This is a genomic window from Ralstonia sp. 25mfcol4.1 (assembly GCF_900104095.1).
Taxonomy (GTDB): domain Bacteria; phylum Pseudomonadota; class Gammaproteobacteria; order Burkholderiales; family Burkholderiaceae; genus Cupriavidus.
In genome coordinates, this window is the sequence record NZ_FNJO01000013.1 from 144,433 (window position 1) to 157,118 (window position 12,686).

The following is a 12,686-nucleotide window of genomic DNA, read 5'->3' on the forward strand; positions in this document are numbered from 1 at the left end:
ATGGCCACCGTTGTTGTCATCGACGACGAGACAATGAATGCCGATGCGCTGGCCTTCATGCTTTCAGCGGAAGGCTTTTCAGTGCGCACCGCCGCGGATGGCGAAGCAGGTCTGCGTCTGGTGACTGAGGCTTTACCAGACTTAGTCATCACGGACTTTATGATGCCCGTTATGACAGGGCTAGAACTTGCACAGCAGCTACGCGCTGACGCTGCCACCGCACATATTCCCGTCGTTCTGTTGACTGCTGCTCAGGCGGAGATAGGCCGTCGCCATCCACACCTGTTCGACGTCGTCTTTGAAAAACCTTGCCTTCCATCAGACATCGTCGAAGCGGTGTCGCGACTACTGAACGGCAAAAGCAGTCGCGGATTCTAAGGCACCATTTACTCGACAGTGGCTGATGCGTGGCCAGCCCGTGGATGGCTAGCAATGAGCCATACCATCTGGATTCTTCTTGCCTCAACGTCACGTTCTGGCGTTGGGAGGCGAACGAAAAGCATGAGGCATGTCGGGCGCAAAGCCAGTTGCCGCGAATCAGCATGAAGACCTCATGCAATCAAACCGACTTTCCGCCATTCGCGCGGAACAGGTTAGGAGTGCAGCCTTTTTCTCGGCCAAACGCGCGCTGAAGGGCGTCCACTGACCGAAAGCCACTCTCCGAGGCGATTTTCTCCTGCGGCCAATCCGTTTGCAGTAGTAGGGTCGTAGCCCTTTCCAATCGCGACCGCATGACGAAGGCTGCCGGGGTGCTGCCGGTCTCCGCCAAGAACGACCGGGCCAGGCTGCGCGGGCTCATGAGGACCCTCTGCGCCATCGACTCGACCGAAAGATCGCCTGACAGGTTGTTCATGATCCAGGCCACCAGCTCTCGGACGCGCGGCGTTGCGCGCGCCTGTGCCGCCAACGTGCGACTCTCCTGCGACTCGGTGCTACCGCGCAGCATGTAGACGGCCAGATTGCGTGCGATCTCTATCGCCACGGGCTGGCCCAGGTCAGCCGCGATCATCCCGAGCGTCATGTCGAGTCCTGTGGTAACGCCAGCGGAAGTCCAGAGGCCATCGTCACACACATAGATGGGATCGTTCAGTACGTGAGCCTTCGGAAACATCGACTGCAGCATCGCGCACGCATTCCGGTGCGTCGTGCATTGCCTGCCGTCCAGGATGCCGGCAGCCGCCAAGGCAAACGCACCTGTACAAACGCTGGCCACGCGTCGAACCTCGGGGGCCATGCGCGCCACCCATTCGCTAACCCCTTGTTCGACAATGGCAGCACGCAAGGCCGGCTCATCTCCTCCTGCCACAATCAGGGTGTCGATGGGAACCGCCACTGTGCTCAGGGTTTGCGTCGCGGCAATGGTCAGGCCAGCGTTGGTTCGGACATCCCCGCCGCTCGGCGAGGCAATAGTCAATCGATAAGCGCCTGGAACGTACTCGGCTGCCTTGCTCAGTGCACTGGCCGGCCCGGCCACGTCTATGGCCTCGACACCGTCAAACGCCACCAGTACAACGTGGCGAGCGGGCACCGCCCCGGCGCCAATGGTGGCAGAAAGCGCGGCAATGTTGTCCTTGCCCGCCATCAGCGGGCTCCGTACCCTGCGGGCATGATCAGGATTTCGAGAAAATAGCGTGGCATTCCCGTTCAGGTTCGTCTCAATCGTTGTGATGGCAAGTCTGCAGATTGCCAGCAGTGCTGCAGCCCACGCCCGGAATTCTATCTCCGCCGGCGACACGTCCATCCCTCCGCCACGCCAGAAACAGGCCGTCATTGCCGTGCTTGCGCTTAACGAAGGCACGGAAACCACCGATTTTCTGGTGCCCTACGCAGTATTGCGCCGGGCGAACGTTGCCACCGTAGAGGCCGTGGCACCAAAACCGGGACGAGTGAATCTGATGCCCGCACTCGCCGTCAACCTACCCAATGACGTGGCGTCATTTGACCGCCGATATCCAAACGGCGCGGACTACGTCATCGTCCCAGCGATGCACTCCGACAACGACCCCGTTATCATCGACTGGATACGCTCACAGGCCGCGAAAGGGGCTGTAATCGTAGCGATATGCTCGGGTGCCCTGGTGGTGGGCAACGCGGGACTTCTCGATCATCGTCGATTCGCTGGGCACTGGTATGACAAGGCCACACTGGTTGCCCGACACCCGGGTGCCGTCCACGTGCCCAATCGCCGCTACGTTGCCGACCACGGCATCGTTTCGACAACGGGCGTTAGCGCATCCGTGCCGATCAGCGTGGCCATTATCGAAGCTATTGCCGGCCGGGCGCAGGCAAGATCAATAGCGGATTCGATTGGCGCGGGCAATTGGGAGACCGCCCATGATGCCACCCCATTCCGCCTTGAAGCGCGCAGCCTTCGGACGCTCGTCGTCAATACCCTCACGTTCTGGCGACACGAAACAATAGCGATTCCCGTGAAGGATGGCATCGACGACATTCAACTCGCCCTGGCGGCGGACGCCTGGTCTCGGACGTACAGGTCAACGGCCGTTGCCGTAGCTTCGCGTTCCGTACAGATGCGCAGCGGCTTGACGCTTGAGCCGGCATCGCCCGCGGCCAACGGCAGTCCCTATTGGGTACGCTTGGAAGCCGACACATTGCCGGCCAGGCAACTGCGCAGCACGTTGATCGACATCGCGCAACGCTATGGTGACGCCACGCGCAAGTTGGTCGAACTCACCATGGAGTACGATGAACGCGGCGGCTTCTGATAACGAAGGGGAGCGACTCATCCTTCCAACCCAGCAATATCCCGCCCAGGTGGTGCTGTGCGCCTGGCCGCTCTCGGCATCTCGCCGTTTCAATGTGAAACAGCCGCTTCCACGAAATCCAAGGGACCATGGTGCCTCCGTCGCAGGGGTATGAAACCCTGGCCCGCCTGGAAACGTGGGGGACCGTACTCGTTTACCACTCCGAGCCCTTGCGTTACGCGACAATTCCGCACACGGCACCGCTCGCGGAACTTCGTTCACGCGTCAACGCCGACCCCCGACGCCGCAGCCTCGGCGCTGGATCGCCTGCCGGTTCAACAAGAACCCGGGATGGTCTGGTCGTTCAGCGGCAGGGAATCGATCCTCCTGGCTATCTCGCGGAAAGGGTCTGCTGCGAAACTATCAATTGACGCACGTGGCAACGCTATACGAGCCTATCGGCCGACTACTAACCGGGCGAGCGGCAAGCGGCCGCCTTCGGGCTACTTTAACGCTGCTTCTGAGGTCTTCGCGGTCTTCGAAATCATCTCGCGCAGCCAGGCATGCCCCACATCGTCATCGTCACGGCCATGCCAGACCGCGCGCATGATTTCGGTGCGTGATGGGTAAGGGGGTGCGCGACGAGCCAGGCCTCCACGGTCTGCGAGCGCCAGGGCCAGCGACGCCGGTACGATCGACAGCATGTCCGTTTGGCGAAGCAGGGCCGGAATGGCAAGCGCGTGAGGGACCGTGACTCTCAGTCGCGGCGTCGCTCCAGAGGCAACGAGGGCTTCTTCCAACGCGCGTCGATCGAACATCTCGGACTGTCGAGCCAGCCCGCGCTCGACGATGAAACCACCTACCGCCCCTTCCTCCTGGCCACCCACTGACAGCGTGACAAGCGGGTACTTCGCCAGATCCTCGAGTCTGAGTTTTCTTCTGGAAGCCGGATGTCCCTTGCACATCAAGATTGACTCTCCGTGGGACATCAAGTCGCACGAATTCAGGCGCGGTGGAACCTGGGAGAAGATGCCGATGGCGATATCGATACGTCCCAAGTCGATCTGCTCCGCGAGATCCAGTCGTGTCGAAGGCCGAATGACGAGGTCCACGCCGGGCGCCGACTTCTGCAACTCGCGGGAAAGCGGCGCTACGATTACTTCAGTAACGTGATCATTCGCCGCAATGACAAACCTCCGCCTGGACTGACTCGGAGAAAACGGCTCCGTGCCCAAGGCGTTCTCGATACGGCGAATCGATTCCAGCAACGTTGGCGCCATCGACATGGCACGGCCCGTCGGCACCATGCCCTTGCCCCTCCGTATGAAAAGCTCGTCACCCACCAGCTCGCGCAGCCTGCGTAACGCATGACTGACCGCAGACTGAGTGAGATGCAGACGTTTGCCGGCCAGGATCAGATTCCGCTCCTCGTAGACGGCCTCGAACACCTTGAGAAGGTTCAGGTCCGTGCGTCCGATGCTCATGATGGCGCTCCCTCATTGAATGCCGTGCATTATGCAATTGCACAGACATCAATTCCATTCCATTCACTGGCGGCGCATTATGGCTCCCACTATTGGACAGGAGGCGAACCATGACTTCAGAAACGCTGGACAGCGATCGCGAAGCACTGATCGAGCGATGCATCCCCTTCCTTGAGGAAGTGAAGGACCTCACCCCCGGCACCGAGGTGGAAAGCTGGCTCAACCGAAAATACGGACCTGACAGCGAGCTCTACCGGACGTTGTCTTCGCTGGTGCGCAAGGGTGTGGAGGATGGCTGGGCGGCCAATATCGACATTGAAGGCCCAACCTATCGCCGTAGTCGCATCGCGGAGCCCTCCGCGCGTACGCTGCACTTCAGCATCACTACCGTGTATATGGACAGCGCTGGCAATGTACAGGGACATCCGGATGGTCGATTCCAAGGGCAATACCACGGCCATCCATATGGGGAGTTCAACATGGTCGTGCCGTTGAGTCCCGGTGCGGCACTCAACGGTCCGAATGGCTGGTGTACGGGTGGCTGGACCGCTCCCGCTCCTGGGAGCCATCACTACCCCGAAGCAAAAGGGGGCGCAGTGATCGCGTTGTTCTTCCTGCCTTCCGGGCGTATTTCCTATCACGAAGCCCCGCAGGAGTGAGTCATGGTCCAGACGGTTAGTAAATGGTCCCAGGACGCGATCGCGCAATGCGTCGCCTCAGCAGTCACCTCGCGGCGTTCGGTCCGCGCCTTCAAACCAAGGCCCATCCGCCAGGAAACGGTCGAGCAGATTCTGCAGGAAGCGGCCGCCGCCCCAAGCGGGGCCAACATTCAGCCCTGGCGCGTGTACGTGGTTGCAGGTACGGTCAAGGACGAACTTGCAAACATCCTGGTCGCGGCTCACAGGGCCGGGGCGGCGCCCCCTCCCACCCACTTCCCTGAGCCTTTGCCCGACCTTTTTCGCACGAGACTGATTGATTTCGGCGCACGCTACTACGCGTCGCTTGGTATCGATCGCAACGACACGGCGGCCCGCTCGCGCCAGACCGAAAAGAACTTCTCGTTCTTCGGCGCTCCGGTGGGGCTCATCATCAGCATCGACCGCAGACTGAAACCGCACAGTTGGATCGATATCGGGCTTTTCGCCCAGAACCTCATGATTGCCGCGAAGGCGCGGGGCATTGACACATGCCCCCAGGTCGCCTTCGCACCGTACCACGCGCAGATTGCATCGTACTTGAACATGCCTGCCGAGGAAGTCACTGCTTTCGGTATGTCGTTGGGCTTCGGCGATCCTGAAGCCGAGGTCAATCAGACGAGGATGCCACGCGAACGCGTGCAGGACTTCGCCCGTCTATTGGGGTTTCCCGACACGGCAAGTCGGTAATCCTGTCGCTGATTTCGCTAAATCCGTCCGAACTGGACGCCTCTCAGCCACACGTCGATGGCGACACTGCATAACACGTATCTAGATGACCGCCCTTTTCACATTCAAGAAATTCCTAACCAACGTGAACATTTTGCTCAGCCTTCTGTCGACAGGGATCAGATTCGCCGCCGTTGCGTTCACCCCCCTCGCTGCATCGGCCTCCGATTTACCCCATCAGATCGTCGCAGACGCCAAAGTGACGCAGGACGACTATTTTCATACGGGGGCCGGCGCAAGGTATTTGCGCCGTGCCGACAAGGATCTCGTTATAAAGCCCCTGCGTGGCAATATCACCGTGCTGATGGGCTCCGGCGGCAACATTACCGTGCTCGCGACTCAGGAGGGCAACTTCCTGGTCGACGCGGGCATCAGCAAGTCACAGGGAAAGCTCCAGGCAGCCTTCAAGGAAATCGGACCGCGCCCGCTGCGGTACGTCGTCAACACGCATTGGCACTGGGACCACACGGATGGCAATGCTTGGATGCACGAGGCAGGTGCTACGATCGTTGCGCAAAGGAATACCTTCAAGCACCTGACCGAAAGAACACATGTAAATGCCTGGAACTGGACGTTTGACCCGGTGCAACAATCAGCGCGCCCAACGCTGTTGATCGACGACGAGATGACGTTCAACTTTGGCGGCGCCATGATCCAAGTGGAGAACTTTGGCCAAGGTCATACGGACGGGGATCTGTGGGTCTACTTCAAGAACGCCGACGTGCTGGCGCTGGGCGACACTTTCTGGAACGGGTTTTATCCGTATATCGATAACGAAGATGGCGGTAGTATCGACGGCGCAATCAAATGGGCCAGCGAGGCGGTAGCCCGGACGACCTCCCACACGATCGTCATTCCGGGGCATGGGGCCGTGGGCACGCGCGCTCAGCTCATCGAGTTTCGCGACATGCTGGTGACTGTGCGCAACAACGTAGCCGCGCTCAAGAAGGCCGGGAAGACGCTAGAAGAGATCGTTGCAGCCAAGCCAACAGCGAACTTCGATGCCAAATGGGGAAACTTCGTGTTCAACGGAGATCAATTTACGAGAATGGTTTACGCAGGACTGCAGGCTGCTACAGATCCTCCTCCCGCATTTATCCACAATCTCTCTGAGGGGCACGTTCGTTGAAATGGTGACCACAAAGCTCCGCGCGTGGACCTTACCTTAAACAGGCAAATTGACGGACAAACTCGGGCAGATCAGAGCGCCGGACTGCGTTACATCGGCAGGAATCTACCAGCCGCTCTTTCTGGTCGGCCCCCATGGGAAAGTACCGCCATTCAGCGTTGTTGTGCCCCCGGACATCGATATTGCGAGACTTGACCTACCCCTGCGCTCCGTTCTGCCTGCACAATGTCAAGCAGCTCGCCGGCTTGCCCTTACGCGAATTGGCCCGAGGTCTTGAAATACATCACCTCTTCTTTCATACCGACCGCCTGCTCGCGCAAAGCCTGTGCTGCTGCCGAAGACTCCTCGACCAGCGCGGCATTCTGCTGAGTCGCCTGGTCAATCTGTGCAATAGCAAGGCTTACCTGCTCAAGGTTTCTGCTTTGCTCGTCGGAGGCTGCGGAAATCTCGCCAATGATGTCCGAAACGCGCTCGATTGCCGTACTAATCCGCCCCATCGCGGCACTCACGCCATCGGCCTGCTGAGCACCAACTTGCACCTTCAAAGTTGACGTCTCAATCAGCTCCTTGATTTCTTTTGCCGCGCCAGAGGCCCTTTGCGCCAGCGAGCGTACCTCGCCGGCGACAACCGCGAAGCCTCGTCCATGCTCACCCGCACGCGCCGCCTCAACCGCGGCATTCAGCGCCAGAATGTTCGTCTGAAAAGCGATGCCTTCAATCATGCCGGTGATCTCTGCGATCTTCTTGGATTCGGCGTTCACTTCCCCAACCGTCTGCACCATCGCGGCCACATCGGAACGCCCGGACTCCGTCATCTCTCTGGCACTTCCCGCGAGGGAAGTCGCCTGACGCGCATTGTCGGCATTCTGATTCACCGTTTCCGTCAGCTCGACCATACTGGCCGCAGTCTGTTCAATCGACGCAGCCTGCTCCTCGGTGCGAGAAGACAGATCCAGATTGCCGGATGCAATTTGCCCTGCGGCGCTGGCGACCGCCACACTGGCCGATCGGATATTTCCGACCGTCCCACCGAGCTTGTCATTCATGTCTTTTAGCGCTTGCAACAACTCACCGGTCTCGTCCCTCGATGTCACAACTATCTCGCTGGACAAGTCCCCATCGGCCACGCGACGCGACACGCTGACGGCCTGTGCCAGCGGACGGCTAATGCTACGGGTCAGGAAGTACGCACACATGATCCCAAGTATCAGAATGATCCCTTCGAGCACGAGCAGCAGCGCGCGGCTCTTCGCCGCAACGCCATCAATCTCCTTGGCGGTATCGTCAATGGTGCGTCTCTGCACTTCCACCAACTCGCGCATGGTGCCCTGATAGGCGTTCGCCGCCGGGGTGAACACCTTGTCCAGAATACGCGTGGCTTCATCAACATTACCGGCCGCCTTAGCCTTATTGATGTCATCGCGAGAACTCAAGTAGGCCTTCCGCGATTCGCCGATCTTGCTGAACAGCGCCCTTTCTTCTTCGGTGGAAATCAGGGCTTCCACTTTTTTCTGAAGTTCACCTGAATTCTTGGACGACGTCGCTGCTTCTTCGGCGAAATATGGGCCCAGCGCCGGATCACTACTCTTCGCGATTGCGCTAGTACGTCGGATGCCAGATGCCAGATTGGCATACCAATCGCCAATCAGTCTCTCCTTGAGGAGCGGCACCTTCATCATCTCGCGCGTCGCGGCCGCGACGTTGTCGAGCCGCCAGATGGCGATAGCGGTAATTGCAATGGAAAATGCCAGAATCAGAGAGAAGCCAAGAGCCAGCCGCTTGCCAATCTTCATGTTGCCGATGAACGCCATTTGTATCCCCATGTTCCCTACGCCCCCGGCAATAGGTCCTACTTGGTTTTTGTCTCCCCGCGGCGCGGTTGATGTGCGAGATTAAGCGCTGTCGCTTGCAGAACGGCTGCTCCGATGACATCCTGGACCCGACTTTAGTGGGGCATGGATCGCGGCCAGATGCGCGCCACGCCCCCCGGTCGCCGAACGAAAACGAGCCGGCGCATCGGGATCTGGCAGCGCGATCGACGGGACGATGCTATCTCCTGGACCCGGCGATCCGCCCTTCTCCGTGCCGATCTGCGCCAACCTTATCGAAGGCGACGACGCAACCGTAGAAAGGAGTCCGTACGCTCAAACAACCATCGACTGCTGGGCGAAGATACCCGCCATCGCGCCCTGCGAAGATGCCTGGGTGACCGAGGGCAAGAACGGCGTGGCGAGGTCGCCAGCGGCGTAGATGCCGGGAAAGCTGGTTTGGCGGCGCTCGTCGACTTTGAGGACGATGCCAGTGGGCGTATCGACCGTCTCTAGGCCCAGTGATTCATGCAGGCTTGCGGACGGCTTGTTGCTTGGATGGGCGAACAGGACGTCGACCGCCACATTGCGGCGGGTATCGAGATTGACGGGGGTGATCTGGCCCTTGTGATGGGAGATCTCGACGATCCGTCCGTCGAAGACAGGTATGTTGCGGCGTGCCAGATCGGCCCGGATTTCGGCCGCAATGTCATGGCCATCAGCGAAGACGGTCAACTTGTCAGTCCAATCGCGGAACAGCCTGGCAGACTGGTGCGACTGCGGGCCGGACCAGAGCAGGCCCCAATGCTGGCCGGCGACTTCAAAGCCGTCGCAATAGGGACAGGGCACGATGGACGTGCCCCAGCTTTCGGCAAAGCCCGGAAGTTCAGGCATCTGGTCGGCGACGCCATAGCTCAGGACGAGGCGGCGGGCCCTTAGGCTTTCTTGATCGTCAGTGACGACGCAGAAATCATCGATGGCGCCAGACACACTCTCGGCCCGCGCATCGATGAGCCTGATCGTTGGATAGCGCGCCAGTTGCTGCCGCGCCTCGGCCAGGATGTCCAGCGGCGGCTTGTGATCGTGGCCGAGCAGGCCATGCGAGTGGCCGGCAAAGCGGTTTCGCGGGCGCCCGGTATCGAGAACTGTGACCTTGCGGCGCGCACGGCCGAGCTGCAGGGCCGCCGCGAGGCCTGCAAAGCTGCCGCCGACGATGATGACGTCATTCATGGTGATGGGCTCCGTGTTGTAGCGAGGGACGCGATGGGCCTGGCGCGCTATAACGTCCGGAGATAAGTGCTTGAGACGTTAGTGCGCAGGCTCCGGCATCGGCGAGAAAGTTGCCCGACGCCGATTACCGGCCTGCCCTCGGCTTGTACATTTACGATACTGTATGGTATCGTAGTTCACGAATTTGAATACTGTCAAGTACTGGAATTGTCGTGACCGAAAACAGTCAGGGCCGGCGTGGCCGGCCCGTCAATGCGGCGCTTCGCCAAACGATAGTCGACGCTGCCTGCGAACTCTTTGTGGAATTGGGGTTTCAAGCGACCACTATGGACAAGGTCGCCCAGCGGGCGAAGATATCCAAGCTAAGCATCTATCGGCACTTCGAGAACAAGGAGGCGCTGTTCAGCGCGGCCATGGCGGCCCGCTGCGAGCAGTTTGCGCCGCAGGCCCTTTCTGAAAGTGTCGACGGTTCGGCCGAAGATCAGCTCATGGCGGTAGGGTCTTCCCTGCTTCGCACGCTGTTGAGTCCTGACGTCCGCAGTGTCGAAGCCATGGTTTTGGCCGACAAGACGAATCAAAAGTCGTTAAGCAAGCTCCATTACGAAGCCGGGCCCGCCCATGTCATCGCCCAGATCGAAGCAGTGTTGCGTCAGTTGCACGCGAACTCGATTCTGAACGTACCCGACGCTCGCCAGGCCGCCCGCTTGTTTGCCGCGCTTTTCAAAGGATCGGATCTCCTGCTTATCGCCCGTTTCGACGAGGCGAGGGCGGAGGACGACAACGAAATCGAATCCTATTGCCGGTCGGCCGTCGCCATGTTCATCGCCGCACACGGTGGCATCCAAAGACCCCATCGTGGCCGATGAAAACACGCAGCACTTTCATACGCCGGTCGCCCTGAGCAACCTTGGATGACAATCGTGCCGACATCTGGAAATGGCTGACCGTACGACCGTTGAGCAAAGCCTGGGCTGCATCACTTTTTTAGTTGCTGTTTAGCCCAGGGGTCCTCCGGCACTCCGTCACCCAGGTGGCATACGGTCTCGGGTATGACCGCCCAGCGATTCTCGACGATGTTCCGCAAGGCGCTGGGCGCGCCGCCAGCATCCCTTCTCCACGCAGCGTGTCCCCGCCGCACCGGCGAACGGTGCGGCGGGGGCATGTTGTGTGGGATGTTGCGGCCGGCTTACTTCGCGGACATGACCTTGAAGCTAGTCATCAGGTTGCGGTAGTCGGGAATGTGGTTGGCGAACAGCGTGCCGAGCCCTTCGATGTCGTTGCGCCAGTCGCGGTGCAGCTCGCAGGCCACGCCGAACCACGTCATCATCTGCGCGCCCGCATGGGCCATGCGATGCCACGCCGCGTCGCGCGTAATCGGATCGAACGTGCCCGATGCATCGCCCACGACGAACACATCGTAGCCTTCGGCCAGGGCAGACAGTGCCGGAAAGGCAACGCAGACCTCGGTGACCACACCGGCGATGATCAATTGCTTCTTGCCGGTGGCCTTGACCGCCTTCACGAAGTCTTCGTTGTCCCAGGCGTTGATCTGACCGGGACGCGGAATATACGGCGCTTCCGGAAACTGGGCCTTCAGCTCAGGCACCAGCGGGCCGTTGGGGCCCGTCTCGAAGCTGGTGGTCAGGATAGTCGGCAGCTTGAAGTACTTGGCCAGGTCGGCCAGAGCCAGGACATTGTTCTTGAACTTGTCCGGGTCGATGTCGCGCACCAGCGAAAGCAGACCGGCCTGGTGGTCCACCAGCAGTACGGCTGCGTCATTCTTGTCCAGGCGCTTGTAGGACGTTGTCATGGCTATCTCCTTGCACGGATAAGGTCACGCGTCTCGCAGACGCGTTGTTGGAAGCATCGGCCGCTCCGGCGTCAGTCGCGGTGACGGCACCGGAGCGTGGAGCCATCATAGGTTCGCGGAAACCGGCGCAGTAGTGCCGTAAGATGCCGTCTGTGTTCTATAGGAGGAACAGTCATGGACGACCTCAACGACCTCTACTACTTCGTCAAGGTCGTCGACCATGGCGGATTCACCCAGGCGGGCCTGGCACTCGGGGCGCCCAAGTCCAAGCTTAGCCGGCGCATCGCGGCGCTGGAGGCCCGGTATGGCGTCAGGCTGCTGCAGCGATCGACGCGGCACTTCTCGGTCACCGAGACCGGGCGCGAATTCTACGAACGCTGTATCGGCGTGCTGGTCGAGGCCGAAGCGGCGCGCGAGGTCATGGAGCGGGAGCGTTCCGAGCCACAGGGCATCGTGCGCATGACCTGCCCGACGACGTTGCTCGAATACCGCGTGGCCGGGCTGGTGGCGCAGTTCATGCTGGCCTATCCGAAGGTGCAGGTGCATCTGGAGGCCACCAACCGCCGCGTGGACGTGATCGGCGAACGCCTGGACCTTGCGCTGCGCGTGCGCTTTCCGCCGTTGGAAAATAGTGACCTGGTGATGCGCGTGCTGTCGGAGAGCCACCAGCGTCTGGTGGCGTGCCCCGCACTGATGGAAGGCCGCGCACCGCTACGCCATCCCGCGGAGCTGGCAGGCATGCCCAGCCTCGACTGGGGCCCGCCGCGCAGCCACGTCTGGCAACTGATCGGCCCGGAAGGACAATCGGCCGAAGTCCGGCACCAGCCCCGTTACGTCACCGACGACATGAGCGCGCTGCGCAAGGCGGCGCAGACTGGCGTCGGCATCGTCCAGTTGCCTTGCATGGTGGTGGAGGATGACCTGCGCAACGGCACGCTGATCGATGTGCTGCCCGGCTGGGCGCCGAGAGGCGGCATCATCCACGCCGTGTTCCCGTCGCGCCGGGGGTTGATGCCGAACGTGCGACTGCTGATCGACTACTTCGCCACCCACATCTACAAGGAATAGCGGCTCATCGCCAGAGCCAGAGACGTGA

General features: G+C 60.5%; 12 protein-coding genes and 1 pseudogene. 8 read left to right on the forward strand and 5 right to left on the reverse strand.

Annotated features, from left to right (window positions below; genetic code table 11):
* Entirely contained in the window at positions 1–378 is a 378-nt protein-coding gene (locus BLQ58_RS21665; RefSeq protein WP_092601988.1) for a response regulator, read from the forward strand.
* Between the two features lie 181 nt (positions 379–559).
* Here the strand turns inward: BLQ58_RS21665 and BLQ58_RS21670 are convergent, their stop codons facing one another.
* Positions 560–1,582 carry a GlxA family transcriptional regulator gene (locus BLQ58_RS21670; protein ID WP_092601990.1) on the reverse strand — a complete coding sequence of 341 codons (1,023 nt, stop codon included), beginning with the start codon at positions 1,580–1,582 and terminating at the stop codon, positions 560–562.
* Between the two features lie 49 nt (positions 1,583–1,631).
* Between BLQ58_RS21670 and BLQ58_RS21675 the strand changes: the two genes are divergently transcribed.
* Together BLQ58_RS21675 and BLQ58_RS29550 are read left to right on the forward strand one after the other, a co-directional pair.
* Positions 1,632–2,726 (forward strand): DJ-1/PfpI family protein, encoded by a 1,095-nt coding sequence (locus tag BLQ58_RS21675; RefSeq protein ID WP_092601992.1) that lies wholly within the window; start codon positions 1,632–1,634, stop codon positions 2,724–2,726.
* 131 nt (positions 2,727–2,857) lie between these two features.
* A pseudogene (locus BLQ58_RS29550) lies at positions 2,858–3,107 on the forward strand (TrmB family transcriptional regulator); the annotation flags it as partial.
* Positions 3,108–3,208: 101 nt separating this feature from the next.
* Here the strand turns inward: BLQ58_RS29550 and BLQ58_RS21685 are convergent.
* The gene (locus BLQ58_RS21685) at positions 3,209–4,189 is read right to left on the reverse strand and encodes a LysR family transcriptional regulator (RefSeq protein ID WP_092601994.1); all 981 of its coding nucleotides are present in this window, start codon (positions 4,187–4,189) and stop codon (positions 3,209–3,211) included.
* 110 nt (positions 4,190–4,299) lie between these two features.
* On the opposite strand from BLQ58_RS21685, the gene BLQ58_RS21690 reads away from it, so the two are divergent.
* From BLQ58_RS21690 to BLQ58_RS21700, 3 genes are all read left to right on the forward strand, one after another.
* Positions 4,300–4,848, forward strand: coding sequence for a 4-hydroxylaminobenzoate lyase (locus BLQ58_RS21690; RefSeq protein WP_092601996.1), 549 nt, complete (start codon positions 4,300–4,302; stop codon positions 4,846–4,848).
* Positions 4,849–4,851: 3 nt separating this feature from the next.
* Positions 4,852–5,574: a nitroreductase gene (locus BLQ58_RS21695; RefSeq protein ID WP_092601998.1), complete on the forward strand. Its 723-nt coding sequence runs from the start codon at positions 4,852–4,854 to the stop codon at positions 5,572–5,574.
* 85 nt (positions 5,575–5,659) lie between these two features.
* Positions 5,660–6,742: an MBL fold metallo-hydrolase gene (locus BLQ58_RS21700; protein ID WP_092602000.1), complete on the forward strand. Its 1,083-nt coding sequence runs from the start codon at positions 5,660–5,662 to the stop codon at positions 6,740–6,742.
* A 251-nt stretch (positions 6,743–6,993) separates the two neighbouring features.
* Here BLQ58_RS21700 and BLQ58_RS21705 read toward each other — a convergent pair whose 3' ends face one another.
* On the reverse strand, positions 6,994–8,553 hold the full coding sequence (locus tag BLQ58_RS21705; RefSeq protein ID WP_092602036.1) for a methyl-accepting chemotaxis protein: 1,560 nt from the start codon (positions 8,551–8,553) through the stop codon (positions 6,994–6,996).
* Between the two features lie 333 nt (positions 8,554–8,886).
* The gene (locus BLQ58_RS21710; protein ID WP_092602002.1) at positions 8,887–9,780 is read right to left on the reverse strand and encodes an NAD(P)/FAD-dependent oxidoreductase; all 894 of its coding nucleotides are present in this window, start codon (positions 9,778–9,780) and stop codon (positions 8,887–8,889) included.
* 212 nt (positions 9,781–9,992) lie between these two features.
* Here BLQ58_RS21710 and BLQ58_RS21715 point away from each other — a divergent pair, with 212 nt between their 5' ends.
* Positions 9,993–10,646 (forward strand): TetR/AcrR family transcriptional regulator, encoded by a 654-nt coding sequence (locus tag BLQ58_RS21715; protein WP_092602004.1) that lies wholly within the window; start codon positions 9,993–9,995, stop codon positions 10,644–10,646.
* Between the two features lie 320 nt (positions 10,647–10,966).
* Here the strand turns inward: BLQ58_RS21715 and ycaC are convergent, their stop codons facing one another.
* Positions 10,967–11,590: an isochorismate family cysteine hydrolase YcaC gene (gene ycaC, locus BLQ58_RS21720; protein WP_092602006.1), complete on the reverse strand. Its 624-nt coding sequence runs from the start codon at positions 11,588–11,590 to the stop codon at positions 10,967–10,969.
* Between the two features lie 174 nt (positions 11,591–11,764).
* Between ycaC and BLQ58_RS21725 the strand changes: the two genes are divergently transcribed.
* Positions 11,765–12,658 carry a LysR substrate-binding domain-containing protein gene (locus BLQ58_RS21725; protein WP_092602008.1) on the forward strand — a complete coding sequence of 298 codons (894 nt, stop codon included), beginning with the start codon at positions 11,765–11,767 and terminating at the stop codon, positions 12,656–12,658.
* Positions 12,659–12,686: the final 28 nt, after the last annotated feature.